The sequence below is a fragment of the Halomicronema sp. CCY15110 genome (assembly GCF_016888165.1).
GTDB lineage: Bacteria > Cyanobacteriota > Cyanobacteriia > Phormidesmidales > Phormidesmidaceae > Halomicronema.
Map to the genome: position 1 here is coordinate 22328 of NZ_JACSWC010000252.1, position 24524 is coordinate 46851.

Annotated in this window: 32 protein-coding genes; 25 read left to right on the forward strand and 7 right to left on the reverse strand. The window is 52.7% G+C overall.

The window, feature by feature from the left end; translation table 11 throughout:
• Positions 1–521: 521 nt before the first annotated feature.
• The 4 genes from JUK32_RS10025 to pyk all read right to left on the reverse strand — a co-directional run bounded on the left by JUK32_RS10025 (position 522) and on the right by pyk (position 5205).
• The gene (locus JUK32_RS10025; protein ID WP_204138718.1) at positions 522–1445 is read right to left on the reverse strand and encodes a lipopolysaccharide assembly protein LapB; all 924 of its coding nucleotides are present in this window, start codon (positions 1443–1445) and stop codon (positions 522–524) included.
• Positions 1446–1567: 122 nt separating this feature from the next.
• Entirely contained in the window at positions 1568–2284 is a 717-nt protein-coding gene (locus JUK32_RS10030) for an ABC transporter ATP-binding protein (RefSeq protein WP_305037837.1), read from the reverse strand.
• Between the two features lie 62 nt (positions 2285–2346).
• Positions 2347–3699: an NAD(P)/FAD-dependent oxidoreductase gene (locus JUK32_RS10035; RefSeq protein WP_204138719.1), complete on the reverse strand. Its 1353-nt coding sequence runs from the start codon at positions 3697–3699 to the stop codon at positions 2347–2349.
• A gap of 78 nt (positions 3700–3777) precedes the next feature.
• Positions 3778–5205, reverse strand: coding sequence for a pyruvate kinase (pyk, locus tag JUK32_RS10040; protein WP_204138720.1), 1428 nt, complete (start codon positions 5203–5205; stop codon positions 3778–3780).
• 232 nt (positions 5206–5437) lie between these two features.
• On the opposite strand from pyk, the gene JUK32_RS10045 reads away from it, so the two are divergent.
• From JUK32_RS10045 to infA, 22 genes are all read left to right on the forward strand, one after another.
• Positions 5438–6892, forward strand: coding sequence for a sensor histidine kinase (locus JUK32_RS10045; RefSeq protein ID WP_239112519.1), 1455 nt, complete (start codon positions 5438–5440; stop codon positions 6890–6892).
• A gap of 678 nt (positions 6893–7570) precedes the next feature.
• A complete protein-coding gene (gene rplC, locus JUK32_RS10050; RefSeq protein ID WP_204138721.1) occupies positions 7571–8203 on the forward strand; it encodes a 50S ribosomal protein L3 in 633 nt (210 codons plus the stop codon).
• Positions 8204–8260: 57 nt separating this feature from the next.
• Positions 8261–8896: a 50S ribosomal protein L4 gene (gene rplD, locus JUK32_RS10055; protein ID WP_204138722.1), complete on the forward strand. Its 636-nt coding sequence runs from the start codon at positions 8261–8263 to the stop codon at positions 8894–8896.
• The gene (locus JUK32_RS10060) at positions 8889–9194 is read left to right on the forward strand and encodes a 50S ribosomal protein L23 (protein ID WP_204138723.1); all 306 of its coding nucleotides are present in this window, start codon (positions 8889–8891) and stop codon (positions 9192–9194) included. The genes rplD and JUK32_RS10060 overlap by 8 nt, the downstream gene beginning before the upstream one ends.
• Positions 9195–9251: 57 nt before the next feature.
• Positions 9252–10115: a 50S ribosomal protein L2 gene (rplB, locus tag JUK32_RS10065; RefSeq protein WP_204138724.1), complete on the forward strand. Its 864-nt coding sequence runs from the start codon at positions 9252–9254 to the stop codon at positions 10113–10115.
• A gap of 81 nt (positions 10116–10196) precedes the next feature.
• On the forward strand, positions 10197–10475 hold the full coding sequence (gene rpsS, locus JUK32_RS10070) for a 30S ribosomal protein S19 (protein WP_039727900.1): 279 nt from the start codon (positions 10197–10199) through the stop codon (positions 10473–10475).
• 21 nt (positions 10476–10496) lie between these two features.
• On the forward strand, positions 10497–10859 hold the full coding sequence (rplV, locus tag JUK32_RS10075) for a 50S ribosomal protein L22 (RefSeq protein WP_204138725.1): 363 nt from the start codon (positions 10497–10499) through the stop codon (positions 10857–10859).
• Between the two features lie 51 nt (positions 10860–10910).
• Complete coding sequence (gene rpsC, locus JUK32_RS10080) at positions 10911–11645, forward strand: 30S ribosomal protein S3 (RefSeq protein WP_204138726.1); 735 nt, start codon at positions 10911–10913, stop codon at positions 11643–11645.
• A gap of 71 nt (positions 11646–11716) precedes the next feature.
• Positions 11717–12133 (forward strand): 50S ribosomal protein L16, encoded by a 417-nt coding sequence (gene rplP, locus JUK32_RS10085; protein ID WP_204138727.1) that lies wholly within the window; start codon positions 11717–11719, stop codon positions 12131–12133.
• A gap of 2 nt (positions 12134–12135) precedes the next feature.
• Complete coding sequence (gene rpmC / locus JUK32_RS10090; RefSeq protein WP_204138728.1) at positions 12136–12420, forward strand: 50S ribosomal protein L29; 285 nt, start codon at positions 12136–12138, stop codon at positions 12418–12420.
• Between the two features lie 13 nt (positions 12421–12433).
• Positions 12434–12685, forward strand: a complete 252-nt coding sequence (gene rpsQ, locus JUK32_RS10095; RefSeq protein ID WP_204138729.1) for a 30S ribosomal protein S17 — start codon at positions 12434–12436, stop codon at positions 12683–12685.
• Positions 12686–12696: 11 nt separating this feature from the next.
• Entirely contained in the window at positions 12697–13062 is a 366-nt protein-coding gene (gene rplN / locus JUK32_RS10100; RefSeq protein ID WP_039727909.1) for a 50S ribosomal protein L14, read from the forward strand.
• The gene (gene rplX, locus JUK32_RS10105) at positions 13062–13406 is read left to right on the forward strand and encodes a 50S ribosomal protein L24 (RefSeq protein WP_239112522.1); all 345 of its coding nucleotides are present in this window, start codon (positions 13062–13064) and stop codon (positions 13404–13406) included. The genes rplN and rplX overlap by 1 nt, the downstream gene beginning before the upstream one ends.
• A gap of 93 nt (positions 13407–13499) precedes the next feature.
• The gene (rplE, locus tag JUK32_RS10110) at positions 13500–14045 is read left to right on the forward strand and encodes a 50S ribosomal protein L5 (RefSeq protein WP_204138730.1); all 546 of its coding nucleotides are present in this window, start codon (positions 13500–13502) and stop codon (positions 14043–14045) included.
• 21 nt (positions 14046–14066) lie between these two features.
• The gene (gene rpsH, locus JUK32_RS10115) at positions 14067–14468 is read left to right on the forward strand and encodes a 30S ribosomal protein S8 (RefSeq protein ID WP_204138731.1); all 402 of its coding nucleotides are present in this window, start codon (positions 14067–14069) and stop codon (positions 14466–14468) included.
• Positions 14469–14525: 57 nt separating this feature from the next.
• Positions 14526–15065, forward strand: coding sequence for a 50S ribosomal protein L6 (gene rplF / locus JUK32_RS10120; protein WP_204138732.1), 540 nt, complete (start codon positions 14526–14528; stop codon positions 15063–15065).
• A gap of 2 nt (positions 15066–15067) precedes the next feature.
• A complete protein-coding gene (gene rplR, locus JUK32_RS10125) occupies positions 15068–15427 on the forward strand; it encodes a 50S ribosomal protein L18 (RefSeq protein ID WP_204138733.1) in 360 nt (119 codons plus the stop codon).
• 44 nt (positions 15428–15471) lie between these two features.
• Positions 15472–15996 carry a 30S ribosomal protein S5 gene (rpsE, locus tag JUK32_RS10130; protein WP_204138734.1) on the forward strand — a complete coding sequence of 175 codons (525 nt, stop codon included), beginning with the start codon at positions 15472–15474 and terminating at the stop codon, positions 15994–15996.
• Between the two features lie 41 nt (positions 15997–16037).
• The gene (rplO, locus tag JUK32_RS10135) at positions 16038–16484 is read left to right on the forward strand and encodes a 50S ribosomal protein L15 (protein WP_204138735.1); all 447 of its coding nucleotides are present in this window, start codon (positions 16038–16040) and stop codon (positions 16482–16484) included.
• A gap of 98 nt (positions 16485–16582) precedes the next feature.
• Entirely contained in the window at positions 16583–17896 is a 1314-nt protein-coding gene (gene secY, locus JUK32_RS10140; RefSeq protein WP_204138736.1) for a preprotein translocase subunit SecY, read from the forward strand.
• The gene (locus JUK32_RS10145) at positions 17896–18462 is read left to right on the forward strand and encodes an adenylate kinase (RefSeq protein WP_204138737.1); all 567 of its coding nucleotides are present in this window, start codon (positions 17896–17898) and stop codon (positions 18460–18462) included. The genes secY and JUK32_RS10145 overlap by 1 nt, the downstream gene beginning before the upstream one ends.
• Positions 18463–18569: 107 nt before the next feature.
• On the forward strand, positions 18570–18794 hold the full coding sequence (gene infA, locus JUK32_RS10150) for a translation initiation factor IF-1 (protein WP_006196724.1): 225 nt from the start codon (positions 18570–18572) through the stop codon (positions 18792–18794).
• 21 nt (positions 18795–18815) lie between these two features.
• Here the strand turns inward: infA and JUK32_RS10155 are convergent, their stop codons facing one another.
• From JUK32_RS10155 to JUK32_RS10165, 3 genes are read right to left on the reverse strand one after another with little or no spacing between them, the layout of a single operon-like run.
• A complete protein-coding gene (locus JUK32_RS10155) occupies positions 18816–19865 on the reverse strand; it encodes a DUF1611 domain-containing protein (RefSeq protein ID WP_204138738.1) in 1050 nt (349 codons plus the stop codon).
• Positions 19846–20901 carry a dipeptide epimerase gene (locus JUK32_RS10160; RefSeq protein WP_204138739.1) on the reverse strand — a complete coding sequence of 352 codons (1056 nt, stop codon included), beginning with the start codon at positions 20899–20901 and terminating at the stop codon, positions 19846–19848. Before JUK32_RS10160 ends, JUK32_RS10155 begins: the two co-directional genes overlap by 20 nt.
• Positions 20902–20907: 6 nt before the next feature.
• Complete coding sequence (locus JUK32_RS10165; RefSeq protein ID WP_204138740.1) at positions 20908–22146, reverse strand: VWA domain-containing protein; 1239 nt, start codon at positions 22144–22146, stop codon at positions 20908–20910.
• 120 nt (positions 22147–22266) lie between these two features.
• Here JUK32_RS10165 and JUK32_RS10170 point away from each other — a divergent pair, with 120 nt between their 5' ends.
• From JUK32_RS10170 to JUK32_RS10180, 3 genes are all read left to right on the forward strand, one after another.
• A complete protein-coding gene (locus JUK32_RS10170; protein ID WP_204138741.1) occupies positions 22267–22962 on the forward strand; it encodes an ATP-dependent Clp protease proteolytic subunit in 696 nt (231 codons plus the stop codon).
• Between the two features lie 8 nt (positions 22963–22970).
• Complete coding sequence (locus tag JUK32_RS10175; RefSeq protein WP_204138742.1) at positions 22971–23606, forward strand: ATP-dependent Clp protease proteolytic subunit; 636 nt, start codon at positions 22971–22973, stop codon at positions 23604–23606.
• Positions 23607–23675: 69 nt separating this feature from the next.
• Positions 23676–24296 carry an ATP-dependent Clp protease proteolytic subunit gene (locus tag JUK32_RS10180; RefSeq protein WP_204138743.1) on the forward strand — a complete coding sequence of 207 codons (621 nt, stop codon included), beginning with the start codon at positions 23676–23678 and terminating at the stop codon, positions 24294–24296.
• Positions 24297–24524 lie beyond the last annotated feature (228 nt).

A 24524-nucleotide genomic window follows, 5' to 3' on the forward strand; every position in this document is an offset into this window, starting at 1 on the left:
CCTTCACAGTGCATCACAAGCATAAACGGCATCAGCAGATTCCCTGATTAACAAGCGCTGTCACTCAAAGGTGTCTACGCTTAGCCAAGATTAGTTTAAGTAAATACTCTGAGTACAGCGAAGATGTAGCATTTCACAGCAAATTCATCAGGAAAATACGTAGCTGAATAAACAGTCAAAGAACAGCACTCAGGACACATGAAAATCTGCATCCCCTTAAGAAATCGATGCAGTCGCTAGTGAGCTAACGGTTTCACCCGCTTGGCGGAGCTGATATATGGTAGCTGTGAGCAGTCTGGAAAGGGTTGAGCAGTTAACGAAAAACACTGATGAGGTCAAAAATCACTTCATCGTAGCTTCATTTACAGACGTGTCGAGGTCATTGGGCCTCATCAGCTCAACCGTATTAATCCCAATTTGTCCGTCAGTGAATGGGGACGAATTGTTATTAACGACACGGCTTGATCAAGACCGCTTTATCCAGTTGCAAACTGTGGTGCTAAGGGTTGGCTGCCTGGCGACTACTGACCCGCGATGCGATCCAGTTGTGCTTGGGTATTTGTCGCCCATTGGGGATTATTTTGCGTGATGAAGAGACTTTTGGCATGTTCTAATACGCCACGGGCTTCAGCATAATTGCCTAAACGAATAAAAGACAATCCAGCACTGTAGTAAGCGTTGGCATAGCCAGGATTGACCTCCGTCGCTTGGCGAAAAGCATCCAATGACGCGCTGTAGTTGCCCTGGCCATACTGGGCCACGCCCAGGTTGTAATAAGCTTCAAAGTATTCCGGGAAAATCACGATCGCCCGATTAAACGCCGCGATCGCCGCATCATAATTCTGCTGTCTCAGATAAATACGGCCTTGGTGAAAGGGGGGTTCTGGGGCATTGGGGGTCGCGTTTTCCGCTCTTTGCAGGGAGGCGATCGCCTCCCTGTAGTTTTGCTGATCCAGTTGCACCAGTCCCAAGTTGTAGTAAGCATTACCCAGGTCAGGCTGAATTTGGATCGCCCGTTCCAGATATTCCTGAGCTTGCTCCAGGTTGCCCCCTTCCCACAGCGCCGCCCCCAGGTTGGAATAGGCCATGGCAAAGTAGGGATCGGCCTCTAGCGCTTGCCAAAATGACGTGGCCGCTTCTTGTAGTTGGCCGGTTTGGCGCTGCACCAGCCCCAAGTTGTAATAGGCCGCTGCTGAATTGGGATCAAGCTCGATCGCCTCGCGAAAGGCCATCGTCGCCGCCTCAACGGCTCCTTGCTGAATGAGGGCCAAGCCGCGATTGAGCGATTGCTCAGCAAGGGCCACGTTCGGCGCTTGGGAAACTTGCTGTTGCGGGGGTTGAGTCTGGGCCAGGGCTGATCGCACGCTGGGGAACGTCACCAATCCACCCACTGCGACACCGGCGATGCCCACAAGATGTAGCCAACGATGCTGCCAAATGCCCATAAATCATCCCTCCAGAGACTAGATGTGGCGTCTCCGCTGCTGGTATACGAAAGCTCGCCTGTAGTTATATCAAATCTCTCGGATTTGCGAACGACATTGGGACAAAAAGCCAAAAGACTTTGTCAAGCCGTTGCCATCAGTGAGCCGACATCGTTTGGGGTGAGGTTGGCATCAACGACTTCCCCGTCGCGAAACCAAACAATGCGGCGAGTTTTACGAGCCACGTCCGGTTCATGGGTCACCATTACCACCGTGATCCCTGTGGCGTTCAGTTCGGCAAAAATGCCCAGCACATCCTGAGTCGTGTGGGAGTCGAGCGCCCCGGTCGGTTCGTCGGCCAACACCAGGAGCGGCTGATTGACAATCGCCCGGGCGATCACCACCCGCTGTTGCTGGCCCCCGGAGAGTTGCGTCGGCTTGTTGTCAATGCGATCGGCCAGTTTGACCCGCGTCAACGCCGCTGCCGCGCGATCGCGCCGTTCCCGGGTGGGCACCCCCGCGTAGACCATGGGCAACATCACGTTCTCTAGCGCCGACAACTGCGGCAGCAAGTGAAACTGTTGAAAGACAAACCCAATTTTGCGGTTGCGAATATGGGTCAGGGCATTATCATCTAGCTCCGCCACATTCTCACCGTCGAGGTAATATTCGCCGGCGGTCGGTCGGTCGAGACAGCCAATCAGGTTCATTGCGGTCGATTTGCCCGAACCCGACGGCCCCATGATGGCGCAATACTCGCCAGCATTAATCGTTAAGTCGACATTCCACAAGGCCCGAACTTCGGTGTTACCGACACCATAGACTTTGCTAACGTGGCGGAGTTGAATCAATGATTGCATAGCTCTACGTTAGCGTCCTTCTGGCAATTTGATGGCTGACTGGGCACCACCCTGGCCACTGACTACTGCTTCATAAACGCCTGGTCACTCTTGATTTGGTCGCGTCCCGTAATCAGCCGCGCCCCTTGGTTACGGGTAAAGAAGTTCCACATCCACTGCGTCATCACCAGCACCTTGTTATCAAACTCGATGAGGAACATGACATGCACCAAGGCCCAAATCACCCAAGCGGGATACCCCGTGAGCTTAGTCCAATTCAAATCAACCACGGCGGAGTTGCGGCCAATGATCGCCAGGCTCCCGCTGTCGTTGTAGACAAAGGGGGGAGTAGTTTTGTTGTCGAGGCGATCGCGAATCGTCCGCGCCACATACTTGCCCCCCTGCATGGCCACGGGGGCGACCCCTGGCAGAGGCCGTTCACCTTGATGGGCGTAGTGCGCCAAATCGCCAATGACGAAAATGTTGGGATAGTTCGGCACGCTAAAGTCCGGTTCCACCATGAGGCGGCCGGCGCGATCGCAGGGGGCTCCCGTTTTCTCCGACAGTACTTTGCCCAACGAAGACGCCCGCACCCCAGCGGCCCAAAAAACACTGTGAGAACTGATCGTTTCCACATGGTCACCCGTCTTAATCGTGACCCGCTCCCCTTCTAACCCAGTGACAAAGGTGCTAGTACGAATTTCAACACCCAGTTTTTCTAAATCTTTAGCCGCACGTTTTGACAATGAGGGATCGAAAGGTGGCAAAACCCGATCCATCCCTTCCACCAGAATGATGCGGGTGTCGTGGGTATCAACATTGCGAAAATCATCTTTGAGGGTTTCATAGGCCAGATCGGCGATCGCTCCGGCCATTTCCACCCCAGTCGGGCCAGCACCCACTACGACAAAAGTCTGTAGAGCCTTGCGAATTTCGGGATCAGGCTCCAGTTCCGCTTTTTCAAAGGCGAGGAAGATCCGCCGCCGCACTTCTAACGCATCTTCAATGGTTTTGATGCTGGGGGCGATCGCTTCCCAATGGTCGTTGCCAAAGTAATGATGGGCGCTACCCGTCGCCAAAATTAAGCTGTCATAGGGGACGGTTTCGCCATCTTTCAGCTTAAGCACCTGCTCATCGGGGTCAATGCCCCGCACCTCCCCTAGTAGTACTTGGGTGTTTTTCTGACTACTGAGCACAGAGCGGAGCGGGGAAGCAATGTCGCCTGGGGATAAGCCGCCCGTTGCAACCTGATACAGCAAGGGTTGAAACAAATGGAAGTTGCGTCGATCAATCAGCGTCACCTCGACCGGCGATCGCCCTAAGGACTGAGCCGCATACAGTCCACCAAAACCACCCCCGACGATCACGACCCGATGGGGCTGCCCCGGAGTCACTGGAGCCGATATCTCTGATTTCGCTGGAGCCGTATCAAACATGTGAGTGCCTGACTGAGTGAGGACAAATGGAACGTACCTTAACAAGGCTTAATATGTCTATAGATTATCTACCGATTGTTAGCCCTGTCCAATGGTTTGCAGTTTGAGGAAATTAGTCCCCTGGGGCTGGTTGGAAGGAATTCCCCCCATCACCAAGACCTGATCTCCAACACTCGCCAGGCCCCGTTCAATCAGGCAAGTCTCGGCTAACTTCGTCATTTCTTCAAACGTGGTGGCGGGCTCGCTAATCAATACCGGCTTGACCCCCCAAACCAGATTTAAGCGGTGATACACGTCTCGGTCTGGTGTAAAGGCGACAACTGCGGCCCGTGGTCGTTCACCCGCCGCAATCATGGCGGAATATCCCGACTCGGTGTAAGCCACCATGCAATGCAAATCCAGCACGCGATCGATCACATTGAGGGCTTCGCTCAAGGCGTGGGTGACATCGTTATAGTCGGGGGGATCGTTGACAAACGAGAGCTCGGGCTCAACATCAATGGCAATGCGGGCCAGCATTTGCACGGCTTGCAAGGGAAACTTGCCGACCGCCGACTCCCCCGACAGCATGACCGCATCCGTGCCATCGATAATTGCGTTGGCGACATCGCTGGCCTCCGCCCGAGTGGGCCGCGCATGTTCAATCATGCTCTCCAGCATTTGGGTGGCGGTAATCACAGGAATGCTGTGAAAGTTACAAGCTTTGATGATGCGCTTTTGCAAGAGGGGCACTTTTTCGGCTTTCATCTCGACGCCCAAATCGCCTCGGGCCACCATCACCCCATCCGTCACGGAGAGAATTTCGTCGAGATTGGCGATCGCCTGCGGTTTTTCAATCTTGGCGATGACTGGCGTTTCGGGCGCTCCTTCCGCACTTAACAGCGCTTTTAGCGCGAGAATGTCTTCGCCTCGGCGGACAAAGCTCAGCGACACCCAATCCACTCCCTGAGACACCCCAAAGCGCAAATCCTCTTTGTCTTTCTCCGTCATCGAAGGCAGCCGCAGACTCAGTTCCGGCAGATTCACGCCTTTGCGACTTTTCAGCGGCCCCCCTTGAATCACCCGACAAGTCACCTTGGGAGCCTCTACGGCTTCAATTTTGAGTTCCAACATGCCGTCATCGAGCAGCACCTGCATGCCGGGTTTCGCATCATCGGCCAGGTAGGGATAATCGATCCCAATGCAGTTGGGCAGTCCCGTCTCTTGGCCCACCGGCACCAGCAGCACCGTTTCCCCGTCAATGAGTTCCGTCACCCCACCGGGAATCTGGCCGACCCGAATCTTGGGACCTTGTAGGTCCTGCAACAGGGTAATAGGAGTGTCCAACTCTTCGGCTACACTCCGCAGGAGCTGAATCATGCGGGTGTGGTCGGCATAGCTGCCATGGGAAAAGTTCAGCCGGGCGACGTTCATCCCAGCCTTGACCATGGCCAAAATCATGTCTCGTGAACTACTCGCCGGGCCAATCGTAGCCACAATCTTGGTGCGGTGGAGCAACGGTTTCATCAGGGCCAGTCCCTTCAGCGATGTTTGCTGCCAATCATAAGCAGGGTTTCCTGATTTGGCTGTTACCTGACGCTACATTCGCCCGAGACTACAGAAAGTTTTATTACTTCGGGGCCAAGCCTAGAAATGGATGAGGCCGGGCTGCTCCCCAAGGTAGCCTTACAGCCCATTCGATGAACTTGCAGTCCGTTCGGTGAATTCGGGCATACTGAAGCATGCATCTCTCTTGATCATGCCGATTCAGCGATCGCCCCCAATGCTTGACTGGTCATTGTTTACAACTCGCCTGAGTCCTGACCACTCGCCGACAACTCCGGTTTCGCTGGGAGTGGATGCCACCCTAGAGACTTTACCCCTACACGCGGCTGAGCTCGACCTCGCATTACCCGGCACTGTTGCCGCTGAGCAGTTCAACCACTTTCCCGAACTGCCTGGCCTATTACTTACCGAGCAGCAGACGTTGGTAGGGGTACTTTCACGACAACAATTTTTGGAATTTCTACTGCGGCCCAAGGCTTGTGAACTATTTCTGCAAGAGCCGCTGTCCGTGATTTATTGCTACACGCGGCGACGCCCCCTCATGTTTCCGGGCGAGACCCCTATCTTGGTGGCGGCCCGGGCCGCCCTGCGGCAACCCAGTGAACTTCAGGGCGAGCCGATCTTGGTCAGCACCGTCGAGGGCGATCGCCTCATCAGTGCCCATGACCTGAATCAAGCCCACTGGCAAATTCGCGGCATTGAAACCCAAGTCCGCCACGAACGTGCCCAAGCGGCTATGCTGCAGTCGCAAAAAATGGCCGCCCTGGGCCGACTGGTGGACGGCATCGCCCACGAAATCATGGATCCGTTGGGATTCATTTGGGGCAATCTGAGTCACGTTGATCAATATTGCCAGCAGTTGTTGCAGCTATTGGCCGCTTACGAAGCCGCTGGTGCCGCCTGGACAGGGCCAGCCACTCTCAACGAACTGCAAGAGTTACAAGAAGAAATTGAACTAGACTATCTGCGAGAAGACTTGCCGCTGACGCTCAATAGCATCAAGAGCGGTGCAGCCAGGTTGAAACAACTGGCCAGTAGTCTGCAAAATTTTTGCCACATCGACGAAGTGTATCCCAAGCCTGCCGACCTCCATGGGCTCATCGACAGTATTGTGCTGCTGCTCAAAAGTCGTCTCACGACTCACATTCAAATCGATTGCCAGTACGACACCTTACCCCCGGTGCCCTGCTTTGCCGGACAACTCAGTCAGGTGTTGATGAATGTACTGACCCACTGTGTTGATGATTTGTTGAGCGCGGCGGCAGGCCAATCAGCCGAAACAGATTTTCCGACCAATGCGCTGGGCTCCCCGGCCTTACCGCTTGCGACAGCTCCCCGCATTACCATCACTACGCGACTGTATGATGCCAATCCCACCGTTCCCATGGGCGATCGCTGGGTGGTGATCACCATTACTGACAATGGGCCTGGCTTGCCCGCCGCTACACTACAACAAATCCAAGAGGCGTTTTCCATTCGTCAGCGGTTAGCGAGAGAGACGGAGTTAGCCACTTGCTACCGATTGGTTACCGCTAAACATGGGGGCAAGTTTGCCGTGCGATCGCCCGCTTCCCATTTGGAGCCGAATAGTCAGGCGATCGGTACCGAATTCGAAATCCAACTCCCGCTTTACAAGCTAGACAGCTAGCCTCAGCTGCAACACTCATCCTCATGTCCTTAGTAACTGAGAATCATTACCTCCTGATAGATGGATGGGCCCCCAGAGTGACCTCGATACCCCAGAGACATCCAATGTCATTTCCAGAAACTGCTCTCACCTACAGCTAGTTGCAAAACACTCTATGCATCCTCATGTTGCGGAATCGAAATGTGGAATGGAGAAATGGAGCCGGCTATCGACAACTTCACTGCAGACTGCCACAAAATCCCTGAATCCCCTAAGAATAGGCACCTTTAACTAACACGGCCAGCACCCTAAAGACTCGAAACAGTCAAATTGACAACTTTTCCTAGACATTTCCATTCACCTTGTGTATTATGAGTAACTGTCGCTGAAGCGGAAACTGGACGTTAAGCGTTCTAAGTCTGTAGCGACAACTGCTAAATTGCTTTGGCTTAATTCTTGTCCATAAACGCCGCTGTCGAACTCTGCGTTTCGGCAGTGGCAATGTTTTGACTGGCAAGCGCTTTCTCAAAGCGTCGTAACTGAGTCACACAGCAAGCGTTGAAGCCGCTTGTGACTTAGTTTTGTGAGCGTGGTTCACAGCCATAAATGATGTGTCGCTCGCCATTAGTTTGGCCGGGGCTTATGCTCATCATTTCGTCTCTAAATATAAGCAACGTGTAGCAACGGAGATCGGTAAAAGTGTCAGTTGGGATTCTTGGAACCAAGTTGGGCATGACCCAGATATTTGATGAAGAGGGGAACGCCGTTCCCGTCACTGTCATTCAAGCTGGCCCCTGTATTGTCACTCAGGTGAAAACAGCGAAGACTGACGGCTACACAGCTGTACAGATTGGCTATGACAATGTTTCTGAAAAGGCTTTGACGAAGCCTGAACTGGGTCACCTGGCGAAAGCCGGAGCAACTCCGGTCCGGCATCTAAAGGAGTATCGGGTCGCTCAGACTGAAGAATTTGAGCCAGGCCAAAATGTCACTGCTGAGCGGTTTGAGCCAGGTCAATTAGTAGACGTGACTGGCACCAGCATCGGTAAAGGATTTTCTGGCAACCAAAAACGGCATAACTTTCGTCGCGGGCCGATGTCTCACGGTTCCAAGAACCATCGCCTACCGGGCTCAATTGGACCTGGTACAACTCCGGGGCGAGTCTATCCGGGAAAAAAGATGGCGGGCCAACTAGGTAATAAGCAGGTAACGACCCGCAAGCTGCAAGTGGTAAAAATTGACGCCGAGAATAACTTGCTGGTTATTAAGGGGGCAATCCCCGGTAAGCCTGGTGGTCTGTTGAGCATTGCGCCGACAAATGTAGTGGGCTAAGTAGTCGATTTCGACAGCATCAAAGCTATCTGGGAACGTAAGTAAGAGACAAAAGTCATGGTTGAGTGTGTTGTTCAAGATTGGCAGGGGCAAGAAGCAGGAAAGGCTTCTATAGATCTTAAAGTTGCAAAGCCCGAAAGTGCTTCTCATATCCTGCATCGTGCTTTAGTTCGGCAAATGCACAATGCGCGACAAGGAACGCTGTCGAGTAAGACGCGCGCCGAAGTCAGAGGTGGCGGTAAGAAGCCTTGGCGTCAAAAAGGGACTGGTCGGGCACGGGCAGGTTCCAGCCGTTCTCCTCTGTGGAAGGGCGGTGGTGTTATCTTTGGCCCGAAACCCCGTGATTTCAGCGTCAAGATGAACCGCAAAGAGCGTCGTCTGGCGTTGAGGACAGCTTTTCAAAGTCGTTTGGCTACAGACACTGTGGTAGTGGAAGATTTTGGCGGACATTTACCCCGCCCCAAAACCCGTGAGATGATCGCGGCGATGGAGCGCTGGGGCATCGGTCCTGATGACAAAGTGTTGTTCATCCTGGGCGAGCAGCCAGAAAGTGTCGTGCTATCTCTGCGCAACATTGAGCGGGTGAAGCTGATTGCAGCGACAAACTTGAACATTTTTGACTTGTTGAACGCTGACCGCTTGGTCTTGACGACTGCAGCCATGGAAAAAATTCAGGAGGTTTACAGTGACTAGAGTTCTGAATGCGGGTGAACTCGCCGATTTGATTCGGCGTCCCTTAATCACTGAGAAAGCCACATTGTTGTTGGAAAACAACCAGTACGTTTTTGAGGTTGCCCCAAAAGCCAGAAAGCCTGAGATTAAGGCTGCAGTAGAGTCTTTGTTTGATGTCAAAGTGACCGGTATCAGTACGGTCAACTTACCTCGCAAAAAGCGTCGCGTCGGTCGTTTTGAAGGGTTTCGTACTCGCTATAAGCGGGCGATCGTGACGTTAGCCGAAGGCGACAGCATTACCCTATTTCCAGATGTCTAGAAGCGCCCTGCTTCCGTTTAGCAGTTGATGCAGTTTATTGATTGAGTGAGTTGAGCTATGGGCATCCGTTCCTACCGTCCCCTGACCCCCGGTACCCGTGAGCGTTCAGTTTCAGAATTTTCTGAGATCACCCGCTCCGAGCCTGAGAAGTCTTTGACTGTCTCAGTACATCGTGCTAAAGGTCGCAATAATCGCGGAGTAATTACCTGTCGTCATCGGGGTGGTGGTCACAAGCGCCTTTACCGCATCATTGATTTCTATCGCAACAAGCACAACATCCCGGCAACGGTTACGGAGATTGAGTACGACCCTAACCGCAATGCGCGTATTGCTTTACTGCAGTACGAAGATGGTGAAAAACGCTATATCCTGCATCCCGCATCCTTAGAGGTAGGCACGACCGTATTGTCCGGTCCGGATGCGCCCATTGAAGTTGGAAACGCTCTGCCGCTTCATAAGATTCCCCTGGGCACATCGGTGCATAACGTCGAGCTACAGCCGGACAAGGGTGGGCAAATTGTCAGGGCTGCGGGGACATCGGCTCAAGTCGTGGCTAAAGAGGGAAATTATGTCACTCTCAAGTTGCCTTCGACGGAAGTCCGCATGGTGCGTCGTGAATGTTACGCCACCATTGGTCAAGTGGGTCACGCAGACGCTCGCAACATCACCTTGGGTAAGGCTGGACGCAAGCGCTGGTTGGGCAGACGTCCTGAAGTGCGAGGCAGTGTGATGAACCCGGTTGATCACCCGCACGGTGGTGGCGAAGGCCGTGCTCCTATTGGCCGCAGTGGTCCTGTGACGCCTTGGGGTAAGCCAGCCTTGGGCCTCAAGACCCGGAAGAAGAAGAAAGAGAGTAATAGTTTGATTGTTCGCCGCCGCCGCCGCACTTCCAAGCGTGGGCGAGGCGGACGGAATACTTAAATCGCTACAAATAGCCCGGCTGGGTTACTGGTTCCGATACTGAGTTGATGGATACGAGAGAAGTACGAGGTTGTAAAGATTATGTCGCGTTCCTTAAAGAAAGGGCCATTTGTGGCTGATCACCTGATGCGCAAAGTCGAAGCGCTCAATACCAAGGGTGACAAGCAGGTGATCAAGACCTGGTCGCGGGCTTCTACCATCATTCCTCAGATGATTGGCCACACGATCGCCGTTCACAATGGCCGTCAACATGTGCCGGTTTATGTGACTGAGCAAATGGTCGGACATAAACTCGGTGAATTTGCCCCGACTCGCACTTTTCGGGGACATGCCAAAAGCGATAAGAAAGCGCGTCGATAATTTTTGGAGTCGGAGAATCCCATGGCGGTTGATACTACTGAACAGGTTAAAGCGGTTGCTCGCTACATTCGCATGTCCCCTCACAAGGTGCGGCGGGTGCTTGACCAAATTCGCGGTCGCTCTTATCGGGAGGCCCTCATTATCCTTGAGTTCATGCCTTACCGAGCATGTGATCCGGTACTGAAAGTGCTGCGCTCAGCGGTTGCTAATGCAGAGAATAACAACGGCATTGACCCAGCTTCGTTAGTAATCAGCGAGGCCTTCGCAGACGCGGGGCCGACGCTAAAGCGGTTTCGCCCTCGGGCCCAAGGGCGAGCTTATCAAATTCGCAAGCCGACTTGTCACATTACGATTGCGGTTGCGGTTGCTCCAGCAGACTCATAACGCGGCGGTTGATCGGTCATTTACTGAAAGCATTTAACTGAGGGACTACGAGTGGGACAGAAGATACATCCAACAGGTTTTCGATTAGGGATTGTGCAGGAGCATCGTTCACGGTGGTTTGCAGATAGTAATCGTTATCCTCAACTGCTGAAGGAAGACTACATCATTCGCGAATATATCGAGAAAAACCTCTCAAATGCGGGCATTTCTGATATTCGGATTGAGCGCAAAGCTGATCAGATTGATCTAGAAGTTCGCACTGCTCGTCCTGGTGTGGTCGTAGGTCGCGGGGGCAGTGGTATTGAAGCTCTGCGTCTAGGCCTGCAACAGGCTCTCAAGGATTCGAGTCGCCAGATTCGGATCAATGTGGTTGAGGTGACCCGGGTCGATGCGGACGCTCCTTTGGTGGCTGAGTATATTACTCAGCAATTAGAGCGACGGGTGGCTTTTCGTCGTGTGGTGCGGCAGGCTCTCCAACGGGCTCAGCGGGCCGGAGTCGAAGGCATCAAAATCCAGGTGAGTGGCCGTCTCAACGGAGCAGAAATTGCTCGGACTGAATGGACTCGTGAAGGTCGTGTGCCTCTTCATACCCTGCGTGCTGATGTCGATTATGCCTACCGGACAGCCCAGACAACTTACGGTGTTCTGGGTGTAAAAGTTTGGATTTTCCGAGGCGAGGTGATTCCTGGTCAGGAAGATCAGCGATCAGCACCGGAAGCGGCTCAACCACGTCGTCGGCAACCGCGTCGTCGGCAACAGTTTGAAGATCGGTCAAACGAGTCTTAATCGGTTGAATTCGGTTTTTGAGTTCCGTAACATATCTCTTTTTGAATGTGAATCTTAGGCAAAGTTGAGCCATGTTAAGTCCTAGACGTACCAAATTTCGTAAACAGCATCGGGGCCGTATGCGAGGCATGGCCCAGCGAGGCAACAAAATTAATTTTGGAGAGTTTGCTCTCCAGGCGACTGAGCCCTCATGGCTAACTTCCCGGCAAATTGAGGCGGCACGTCGAGCCATGACTCGTTATGTGCGCCGGGGGGGCAAAATCTGGATTCGAGTGTTTCCAGATAAGCCAGTTACGATGCGTCCAGCGGAAACCCGCATGGGATCCGGTAAGGGTAACCCTGAATTCTGGGTGGCAGTGGTAAAACCAGGGCGAGTCGTGTTTGAAATTGCGGGTGTGCCCGAAGAAGTTGCTCGCGAGGCGATGCGCCTGGCTTCCTTCAAACTTCCCTTTAAGACCAAGTTTATCGCTCGACAGGAGGAGTCTTAACCATGGCATTGCCCAAAGTACAGGACGTGCGAGATTTGGATGATCAGGCTCTGGAGCAAGCGATCGCTGACACGCGCAGAAAAATGTTTGATCTCCGTTTTCAGCAAGCGACTCGTCAATTGCAGACTGGGCTCCATCAGTTCAAACATGAGCGGCATCGACTGGCACAATTAATGACCGTTTTAAGAGAGCGGCAGCTAGCTGGTGAGGCGTCATTGACTACTGACTCTGAAGCTCCTCCAACGGTGACGGCTAGCGCCACAGACATTGCAAAAGAGGAAGAGTAGGGAGAAAAGGTAAATGGCAGTTAAAGAGCGAGTGGGCCTTGTCGTCAGTGACAAGATGCAGAAAACCATTGTGGTGGCGGTTGAAAACCGTGTCCCTCATCCTAAGTACGGCAAAATCATGGTTCGTACTAAGCGCTACAAAGTTCACGATGAAGAGAATGCTTGCCAAGTTGGCGATCGCGTTCGGATTCGCGAGACACGTCCTCTCAGCAAGACTAAGCGGTGGACTGTGGCCGATATTCTTAATCGCACCGTTGAGGTCTAAGGAGGCGTAAGGTGATTCAGCAAGAAACTTATCTGAACGTAGCTGATAACAGCGGTGCTCGAAAATTAATGTGCATTCGGGTGCTCGGCGGCAACAGAACTTACGCTGGCGTGGGTGATGTGGTCATCGCGGTGGTCAAAGATGCTATCCCTAATATGGCCGTCAAGAAGTCGGACGTTGTTAGGGCGGTCATTGTTCGCACTAAGAAATCTTTGCGACGTAGTAGCGGCATGAGCATTCGGTTTGACGATAATGCTGCGGTGATTATCAATCAAGACGGCAACCCGCGGGGGACTCGCGTGTTTGGCCCAGTTGCTCGCGAACTGCGCGATAAGAGTTTCACTAAAATTGTTTCATTAGCACCGGAGGTCCTGTAATGCCTCAAGCCAGCGTCAAGCAAAAAAACAAAATGCATGTGAAGTCAGGTGATACCGTCCAAGTGATCGCTGGCCGGGACAAAGGCAAGGTCGGCGAAGTTGTGAAGGTGATCCCGAAGGCGAGCCAAGTGATCGTTAAGGGCGCTAACTTTCGGACTCGCCACATGAAGCCAAGGCAAGATGGCGAGTCGGGGCAAATCATCACTGAAGAGGCTCCCATTCATAGCTCCAATGTCATGCTTTATTCCGAAAAGGAAAAGGTGGCTAGCCGAGTCGGTTACACCTTCACTGAAGATGGCAGAAAAGTTCGCGTTCTCAAGAAAACTGGCGAGATTGTTGATTAGTTCTCGCTCGATAGCTATGCGAGCTGAACTTAACTCCTTATTGTTTCAAAGCGCTTTCTGACTAAGCCCAGAGAGCATGAGAGGACATCCAAAATGGCGGAACAGCTAAAAACGTTTTATATCGATAAAGTCGTCCCCAAGCTGATGGACCAGTTTGAGTACGGCAATATTCACCAAGTTCCCAAATTGGTCAAAGTCACGGTCAATCGGGGACTCGGTGAAGCATCCCAGAATGCAAAAGCCTTGGAAGCTTCGGTCGCTGAGCTGGCCATCATCACTGGACAACGTCCGGTTGTGACCCGTGCCAAAAAAGCGATCGCCGGATTTAAGATTCGTCAAGGCATGCCTGTGGGCACGATGGTGACATTGCGTTCAGATCGCATGTATGCATTTCTCAACCGTCTAATCAACCTGACTTTGCCCCGGATTCGCGACTTTCGAGGCGTGAGCAGCAAAAGTTTTGACGGTCGTGGCAATTACACCTTGGGCTTGCGAGAACAACTCATCTTTCCGGAGATTGAGTATGACAGCATCGATCAGATACGAGGCATGGACGTCACCATCGTGACAACGGCGGATACAGACGAAGAAGGACGCGCACTCCTGAAGGAGTTGGGCATGCCCTTCCGCGAGAATTAGGTTTAATCACTGGAGAGGACTATGGCGGCTAACGACACAATCGCAGATATGCTGACGCGGATTCGAAATGCGAATCTGGCGCGTCATCAAACTGTGGATATCCCCTCTACACGGATGACCCGCAGCATCGCTCAGGTATTGCAGGAAGAGGGGTTCATTGACAGCTTTGAACTCGTTGACGAGGGCGTGCGACAAAATCTGGTGATTAAGCTAAAGTATCGCGGCAAGACAAGGGACCCCATCATCAAAAACTTGAAGCGCGTCAGTCGTCCCGGGTTGCGAGTGTACTCTAACCGTAAGGAGTTACCTCGGGTACTGGGAGGCATCGGCATTGCCATTGTTTCCACATCCAGTGGCATTATGACTGATCGTGACGCTCGGCAGCAGGGCATCGGCGGCGAGGTTCTCTGCTATGTCTGGTAGTGCATCATTGATCAGCGATTTTGCTAATACAGCGGTTCTTAGGGAGGAAGCTTAGTCATGTCCCGAATTGGGAAAAGGCCAGTGCCAGTGCCTGCTAAAGTGACTGTCACTATTGATGGTCAAGCAGTCACCGTCAAAGGGCCAAAAGGAGAACTATCTCGTGTGTTGCCGGAAGGTATCGTCATCTCACAAGAAGAGTCGGCCATTACGGTAACGCCTGAAAGTGAGTCACGCCGCTCTCGAGAGCGTCACGGTCTTTGCCGTACCTTGATTGCAAATATGATCGAAGGGGTGACCAACGGTTATCAAAAGCGTTTAGAAATTCAAGGCGTTGGCTATCGGGCTCAGGTGCAAGGCAGTAAGTTGAATATGAGCCTGGGATATAGCCACCCGGTCATTTTTGATCCGCCTGAAGGCATCCAGTTCGCTGTTGAAAGCAACACCAATGTGATTGTTAGCGGCATTGATAAAGAAGTCGTTGGCAACATCGCGGCTAAGATTAGAGATGCTCGTCCACCCGAGCCCTACAAAGGTAAAGGTGTGCGTTATGCAGGCGAGCATGTTCGGCGTAAGGCTGGTAAAGCAGGGAAGAAGTAATTATGAAGGCAAGTCGGAAAGAACTTACCCGTCGCCGTCATGCTCGCATTCGGCGACGCTTATCGGGTACTACCGAAAAACCACGGCTATCGGTGTTTCGGTCAAACCATCACATTTATGCACAAATTATTGACGATACGACTCATCACACTTTGGTGGCCGCGTCAACTGTAGAGCCGGAAGTTAAGTCTAAGGGCGCGACCGCGAATCAAGCCGGAGCCCAAGTGGTCGGGCAGTTGATCGCTGAACGCGCTGCTGCCCAAGGCATCAGCCAAGTGGTGTTTGACCGGGGCGGCAATCTGTATCACGGCCGAGTAGCGGCTTTAGCGGAGGCGGCTCGTGAAGGTGGGTTGTCGTTTTAGGTACAGGCTTTTAACCATTGAGTTGATGCAATAGGGAGAGAATTATGGCAGGGAATCGCCGCAAAAATACGCGCAGCAAAGAGAAAGAGTCTGAATGGCAGGAGCGAGTCGTTCAGATTCGTCGTGTTACCAAAGTTGTGAAGGGCGGTAAAAAGCTGAGCTTCCGGGCGATTGTCGTCGTTGGTAATGAGCGTGGCCAAGTCGGCGTTGGCGTTGGCAAGGCGGGAGATGTGATTGGAGCCGTCAAGAAAGGGGTAGCAGATGGTAAAAAGCACCTCGTTGACGTTCCTTTGACTCGTTCTTACTCCTTACCCCAACAAGCGACTGGCTACGGGGGCGGTGCTAAGGTCTTTATGCGTCCTGCTGCGCCTGGTACAGGGGTAATTGCCGGTGGTGCTGTGCGGACAGTTCTAGAGCTCGCTGGCGTGCGCAACGTTTTGGCAAAACAGTTGGGTTCCAACAATCCTCTGAATAACGCTCGGGCTGCCGCCGATGCGCTAGCTTCTTTAAGAACGTTGTCGGAAGTCGCCGAAGAACGCGGCATCCCCGTTGAGAAGCTCTATGCCTAGGCTAAGTCACCTTATTGAAATGCTATTGTCAGGAGCCAATCATGCGAATTAATGACGCTCAGCCCCAAGCGGGCTCAAAAAAGCGAAAGCGGCGCGTTGGGCGAGGAATTTCTGCTGGCCAGGGCGCGAGTTGTGGATTTGGGATGAGAGGCCAAAAGTCTCGTTCTGGTCGCGGCACTCGTCCCGGCTTTGAAGGCGGTCAACTACCTCTCTATCGACGTGTGCCTAAGCTAAAGCATTTTCCTGTCGTTAACCGCAAGGTTTTCACCATTGTGAATGTTGAGGACTTAGCCTCCTTGGAAGCTAAGTCAGAAGTGACGTTAGAGTCGCTGCTCGAAACCGGGATTTTGACCACCGCTGAAGGGCCACTCAAAGTTTTGGGAGATGGAGACCTGGATAAGGCGCTTACTGTTAAGGCAGTAGCTTTCACAAAATCAGCGCGTCAGAAAATCGAAGCTGCTGGTGGAACTTGTGAATTGCTTTCCTAGGACTTCCTTGAGTCGCTATGATCGCTACTAAAGCTTGAGTGCGATAGTGCGATCTCCTTTTTTACAGATTTGCTGACGCCGGAGAGGTAGTTTGAAATATGGTTGTTAGCCGCGGCAAAACGCCTAGTGCCCAAGAAACCTTTATGCAGATGGCTCAAGCTGCCGGCTTGAGGAGTCGTCTCTTGCTAACGTTAGGACTGCTAGTCCTAGTGCGTTTAGGCATTTTCATCCCGGTTCCGGGAATTGACAGAGTGGCGTTTGGAGACGCGATTCAGAGCGGCAGCTTGGGAGGCTTTGTTGGCTTCATCGACATCTTTGTCGGGGGCGGTTTGTCAGCTCTGGGCATTTTTGCTTTAGGCATCCTGCCTTTTATCAATGCCTCTATCATCATGCAGCTACTCACGGCGGCAATTCCACAATTAGAGGATTTGCAGAAGAATGAGGGCGAGGCTGGACGACGTCGTATTTCTCAAATCACGCGCTACGTAGCTGCGGGCTGGGCAGTTTTACAGAGCACGCTGCTATCGATGTTTTTGTTGGCTCCGTTTGCCGAGCAGCCTGGTTTCCTCTTCATATTTCAAACTGTTGTTGCCCTCACTACTGGCTCCATGTTTGTGATGTGGGTAGGAGAGCTCATTACTGAACGGGGGCTAGGCAACGGTGCATCACTGCTCATCTTTTTGAACATTGTTTCGACTCTTCCGCGCTCCCTCAATCAAACTGTTGAGCTTGCTCAAAGTGGCGATCGCAATTTGGTGGGCGGAGTCATCATCCTGCTGCTGGTATTTCTGGCCATGATTGTAGGAATTGTTTTTGTGCAGGAAGGCACGCGGCGCATTCCAATCATTTCTGCTCGTCGGCAAGTGGGGCGTAAGCTGTATCTGGAGCAAAGCAATTACTTACCCCTGCGCTTGAATCAGGGTGGGGTGATGCCCATTATTTTTGCGTCGGCGGTCTTGGTGCTACCGTTGTCTTTGACTCAGTACGTTAGCAATCCGACGTTTGTGAATTTTGTTGGCAATTACTTGAATCCGACTTCGCTACTCTACGTCGGACTCTATCTAATGCTGATTTTGTTTTTCAGCTATTTCTACGCTTCTTTGGTTGTGAATCCTGAGGACATGTCACGCAATCTGAAGAAGATGGGAGCCAGCATTCCCGGAATTCGTCCCGGTAAGGCGACAACTGATTACCTGGGGCGTGTCCTGAATCGGCTGACTTTTTTGGGAGCCATCTTTCTAGGGTTAGTCGCAGTGATTCCGAGTGCGGTTGAGAGTGCTACCCGAGTGCAAACTTTTCGGGGCTTAGGGGCAACATCTTTGCTGATTTTGGTAGGTGTTGCGATCGATACTGCGAAGCAGATACAGACCTATGTCATCTCTCAGCGCTATGAAGGAATGGTGAAGCAATAGTGACTCGACTAATTTTTCTCGGCCCTCCAGGAGCAGGTAAGGGCACTCAGGCTGATAATTTATCTCGCAACTGCGATGTGCCCCATATTTCTACTGGAGATATTCTGCGCGCTGCTGTGGCGAATGCGACTGAGTTGGGAAAGAAGGCTCAGTTCTATATGGATGCAGGCGAATTAGTACCGGATGAGCTCATTCTCAATCTCATTCGAGAGCGTCTAGCTGAAGAGGATGCTCTGGCCGGCTGGATTTTGGATGGCTTTCCTCGCAACGTTGAGCAGGCGACTTTTCTAGATGAGCTCTTAAAAGAAATTAACCAGCCCTTTGAGTGTGTGGTTAATCTAGAGGTACCTGACGAAGTCATTATTTCTCGGTTGGTGAATCGAGGTAAAGAAGAGGGCCGTTCTGACGATACTGAATCTACGATTCGTCATCGATTAGAGGTCTATCGCGAAAGAACAGAACCTTTGATTGATTTTTATCGCAGCCGGCAACAGTTAGTATCGATAGATGGGAACCAGCCGATTGAAGATGTCAATGAGGACTTAGCCAAAGTTGTCCAGGTTTAAGACCTTGATCATTAAGCCTGAGGCTGAGTTTGTTAATCTAGTTATGCTCTTTTGCCCGTGGCCTGATTCAGGCGTTGAGGCAATTTTATTTTTTAGGAGGTAAGCGTTTGTCTAAGCAAGATTTGATCGAAATGGAAGGCACCGTTACGGAGTCTTTGCCCAATGCAATGTTTCGTGTTGATTTAGACAACGGATTCAATGTGCTGGCACATATTTCCGGAAAAATTCGCCGTAACTACATCAAGATCTTGCCAGGCGATCGCGTGAAGGTAGAACTGACTCCCTATGATTTGAGTAAGGGACGAATCACTTATCGCCTACGCAAGAAATAGATTTTACTTTTACGCAGGATTCTAATTGTTGAGGATCGCGTCTAGCAGCGGCTCAGCCCCAAAACGGATGACATCAGTCGCTAGTAATCCAGTTTCTTGGGTGGCTGCAGCGATCGCGTCCTTGGCTAAAGTCTCGTCAAAACCGTAGGTGTTCAGTGCAATGCCTACGGTTTTTGCTGGCGTGAAACAGTTGCCAGCAGCAGCGATCACTTCATAAATACGAATCGCCTCTGACAGCGACGGCGTGGGAATTGTTGGATGGTTGCGAATATGGGTCTGCCCCAAGCGATGAACCAAAATCAGGTGAGTCGGCTGGCTCCCGCGCATTAGCGGCAGGGTGGCGGTCGAGCCGGGATGAAAGATCGAGCCTTGTCCTTCGATGAACAGGATGTCGTGGTCAGGGCCATACTTCATGACTTGCTGCTCCACGGCACCAGCAGCAAAGTCCACACGAATGGTATCTAGCGGGATGCCATCATCGCCCAGCATCATGTTGGTTTGCCCAGTGGCAATCACTTTAGAACGGATCCCACGTTGCTGGGCTAATTTGTGCAATTCAAGATTAGTCGACATTTTGCCAATCGCCATATCTGTGCCCACTGGCAAGACCCGACGGCAACTCAACGATTTGGCTGCAGCGCTGGCAATGCCAAGGCCTTGAGGTTCCTGTCGGACATCCCAAATCCACTGAGATGACTGAACATGAGGAGTGAGTTGAGGATCAGTCGCCATCGGTGTGTGCAGCCCGTTGACTACATTGAGGCCCGCTTTGACTGCGGCTTTAACTTCCTCGTACCATGGTTCCGGTAAGGCTCCCCCGGAAGGAGCGATACCGATCATCAGCACTGAGGGCTGCAAGGCCAATGCAGCTTGAACAGACTCGACAATCGGGACATCGCGATCAATGCCCGTCACCGCTTTCAGATCTTTGCCAGCTTGCTGTTCATCCACCACAGCGACAATGTTCAGCGGGCTATAGCGCAGAATGGATAAGCCCGTTTTGCCACCGGGATTATCCGTCCCCTCATGCATGAGCAAGGCGATGCGCTGGTCAGCGGTCAGGTAGTTCATGGTGGGTCAATCCTAAACCGGGAGAATCATTGGGCAGTAAACGACCGGCCTGCATTGTAGCGCCCTGAAATGGATCGTCGGTCAGGTTCAGATGACTATCCAAATCTAGATGGTCGGCCAATGGCGCGAGGTGGGCTAAGGCGGTGTTCGAAATTGCGCTATCCGAGTAGCAGCCAAACATGACGTCTAAACCACAGGCGCGAGCTGTGTGAATCATCCGGCGGGCTTCGGTCAGCCCCCCAGCTTTCATTAGCTTGATATTGATGCCGTGAACCTGGCCTGCTAAACGCGCCACATCTTGGGCATTGAAGCAGCTTTCATCAACGAAAATGGGCAGGGGCGATCGCTCCGACAATGTCTGTAGCTGACGATCCAGCGTCACGGGGAGCGGTTGTTCCAAATAGGTGACGCCCCTTTCAGCGAGCCAATCGGCCATCGCGATCGCCGTCTCTAAATCCCACCCGCCGTTGGCGTCAATGCTGATTTTTGTGCCGGGGGAAATTTCTCCCAACAGAGCGGTCATCATCGCTTGATCAGCCTGCATGCCAGCAGGACTGCCCAGCTTGATTTTGACGGATCGCAAATCCGGCACCTGAGTTTGCCATAGCTCTAGTCGGTGGACAGCTTTTTCTGGCGCATTAATACCCACTGTGACGGCAGTTGGGCCAATGCGGCTCTTGTCTAAGCCCCAAAGTTGCCACAGCGGGAGCTTGGCATACTGGCCCAACCAATCGTGTAAGGCGACATCGATCGCGGCCCTGGCTGCTGAGCTGAGTTGTGCCAATCGAGGTGCTAGACGTTGCCGTTCCAGCGGATGAAAGTCGGCGACTTCACTGGCTAGAACCGTGAGTTCTGTCGTTAATTGCTCGGTGGTTTGCGTTGGGGTGCCGAGGGAAAAAGCCGTCGCTTCGCCCCAGCCTTCAATGCCCTCTGCCTGTACCCGAACCCATAGATTGGTTGACTGGGCAGCGGTGCCCCGACTAATGGTGAGGGCAACGCGCTTATGCACAGTGAAGGGGGTGACCGAAATCTGCATGAGCGCCTACTGTAAGCGAGTTTTGGACACAATGCGGGTGCGTTTGCGATCGCGCTCCGACAAGTCTTTGCCCGATTGCAGCTGAGTTGCATTTTGTTGCAGCACAGTAGCGGCCCCCTGATCACCCATTTGCAGCGCCGTTTTGGCCGCCGATTGTAAGAGGGTAGCCGCGCCCTGGCGATCGCCCTGGGCCAACTTTTGCTCTGCGATTTGGGTTTGGCGATACTTCGCTAAGGTCAGCACATGCTTTTGCACCTGAGGATCGGGAGTGGCTTGATAAGCACTCTGTACCGTCGCACTGACAGTGACTGAGTCTGACTGCAAGCCCGTTTGGTTGACCGCTGGGGCATCGTAGCGCAGATATGCCTTAGCAATGGGACAAGTCCCTTCGCCCTGCGCCCCAATGTAGAGATTCGTTAGCACCACCCGGGGCGTGTCCGATAGCAAATCCCCCAGCCGCATCACCACTTCGTTGCCAGACTGTTCAAACGGCAGCTCAACTGTCTCGGGGGCGACTTGAGCAATGGGCTTGAGTTCTGCAAGACGCACACCTGGCAACAGTTCTAAATGCAGAAAGGCATTGGTGAAAAACACCGATTGCGCCCGAGTCAGAAGCCGACTAAATTCATCGACCGCTTTATCCGGCGCTTCGATGTACGACAGCGTCCCGCCCCCCGCATCCGCAATTTGTTCCAGCACGTCCTGGTTCCAGTGATCGCCAAATCCTAGGGCATTCATCGTGAGGGTATAGTCTGCCGCGACTTGCGCTAACTTGAGACAGCGCTCGTTGGAGCCATGTTCATTTTCGCCATCGGTGAGCAGCAACATCTGCGAGACTTTTCCGTCCCGGCCAGGGGCCGCTGTTTCAATACCGAGCTTCATCCCTTCATCGATCGCGGTGCCACCACTCGGTTTCAGAGCATTGATTTTACGCTTGATGGTGTCGCGATCGCTGACCGATTGCAGCGGCAACAATACTTTGGCCCGGTGATCAAACACCACAATCGAAAGAGAATCTTGCTCCGAGAGCTGATCTACCAAGCGGCCCGCCGCTTCTTTGACCGTGGTCAGCGGCGGGCCATTCATTGAGCCGCTATGGTCAAGTACGAGTCCCAAGTTCAGCGGAGCGTGCCCAGCCCCCGCTCCTTCAGTAACTTGCACCGAAATCGCTAACTGACGCTGGCTCGCCGTTTGTTGACTATCCAAAAATGGATCACTCAGGGCACAGTGCAGAGCGACGCTCATACAGTAGTTCTCCAAAACAACTAATCGCAGAATGAAGTAGGGATATCTCGCCCGCTGACAGCTTCCTCACACACGTTACTATGTTAAGAACTGGGAAGCCTAAGTTATTACATTCCGTTTATGAGCTCAACAATTCGTGCAGTACAAGCCCCCTATGGCGGCGGCGGTGGTGCCTACTATCGGACCCCCCCACCCGACTTACCCTCTTTGCTCCTCAAAGAGCGCATTATTTACTTGGGGCTACCCTTGGTTTCGGCGGACGAATACAAGCGGCAATTGGGCGTTGACGTCACCAAATTAATTATTGCGCAGCTTTTGTTTTTGCAGTTCGACGATCCCGATAAGCCAATTTACTTCTACATTAATTCCACCGGCACCTCTTGGTACACCGGTGACGCGATCGGGCAAGACACCGAGGCTTTCGCGATTTGTGACACGATTGGCTACATCAAGCCGCCCGTTCACACGATTTGCATTGGTCAAGCCATGGGCACTGCGGCCATGATTCTTTCCGCCGGAACCAAAGGCTACCGAGCCAGTCTGCCCAACGCCACCATTGTGCTGAACCAACCGCGCATTGGGATGGGGCGCGGACAAGCCACTGACATCCAGATTCGCGCTAAGGAAGTGTTAGATAACAAAGCTGCAATGCTGGATATTCTGTCTCGCAATACGGGGCAAGCAGCCGAAAAGATTGCGAGTGACACCGATCGCACCTTCTACCTCACTCCCGAGCAAGCTAAGGAGTACGGTTTGATCGATCGCGTCTTGGAGAGTACCAAAGACCTGCCCAAACAAATGCCGGCAATGGCTTAGGATGCGCTATGTCTGTTGATGGAATTTTACGCGTTCCCTATCAGGTGCCGGGAAGCCAAAATTGGCAATGGATCAATATCTACACCCGCCTGAGTCAAGAGCGCATTATTTTTCTCAATCAGCCGGTCTCGATGGGGTTGGCAAATTCAGTAATTTCGGCCCTGCTGTACCTCGACTCTGAGGATCAAGGTAAGCCGATTAATCTGTATATCAATTCCATGGGGGATCCGGTCACGGCTGGCATGGCTGATGCGTTTTCAGGCATGGCCGGAGTGACGGCAACGCTCGCCATTTTGGACACCATGCAACACATTAAGTCGGAAATTACGACGATTTGCATGGGCCAATGTTTTGGGGTTGCTACGGTCTTGTTGTCAGCGGGTACGCCCGGTAAGCGCGTGAGTTTGCCTCACTCCATGATTACCCTGGCGCAGCCCAAGGTGGCGACCCAAGGCCAGGCGACCGATATTCAAATCAATGCGGGCGAGGTGATTGCCAAGCGTCAACTCATGATGGAGGTGTTGTCTCGCAACACCGGGCAATCATTAGAAAAGCTGACCCAAGATATGGATCGGACGTTTTACCTCACCCCTCAGGAAGCGGTGGAGTACGGCATTATTGACCGGGTATTGGGCGATGCCTAGACTCGGTCGCAGCCTGCCCTAACGACTATTTTTGTTCATTCACGTCAACTGTTTTAGGAGAATTTGATTATGCCCATTGGTGTCCCCAGCGTGGCTTACCGTATGCCCGGAAGTCCCTATGAGCAATGGATTAACATTTACGAGCGACTGTTTCGGGAGCGCATTATCTTTTTGTCGGAAGAGGTGAACGACAACATCGCGAATGCGATCGTTGCCTATTTGCTCTATCTCGACTCTGACGACAACAGCAAGCCGATTTACCTTTATATCAACTCCCCTGGTGGCTCAGTGACGGCGGGCATGGCGATCTATGACACCATGCAGCACATCAAATCAGAAGTCATTACCATTTGTGTTGGCCTCGCGGCTTCGATGGGGGCTTTCTTGCTGGCGGCAGGAGCCCCCGGCAAGCGGCTGGCCCTACCTCACGCTCGGATCATGATTCACCAGCCGTTGGGCGGCGCGCGCGGTCAGGCTACTGATATCGAAATTGAAGCGAAGGAAGTGGTGCGGATTAAGCACACGCTGAATGAAATGCTTGCCAAGCATACTGGCAGGACTTTGGAAGAAATTGAGCGGGATACTGACCGCGACAACTTTATGTCGGCGCAGGCCGCTATGGAATATGGCTTGATTGACCGCGTGATTGAAGAACGAACGCAGGAAGCGATCGCTGCTGCCGCTGTTTAGTACGAGTACGGCACGGTAACCGGGGATGCATAATTTTGGGGCATGGGTTGGGGCGATCGCTCCAACCCCAAGCGTTGGGTTGACTACCCCCATGGGTCGTCCCATGCATCGCTGAAATGCATGGGGCTGTGTCATCGGATTGGGCCAGCAACGTCGTGTCGTTGAAATCTGCCTAAGGCGTTGCTCCATAAGATCGGCTACAGCCTTCGCCACACAATTGTGTATGGA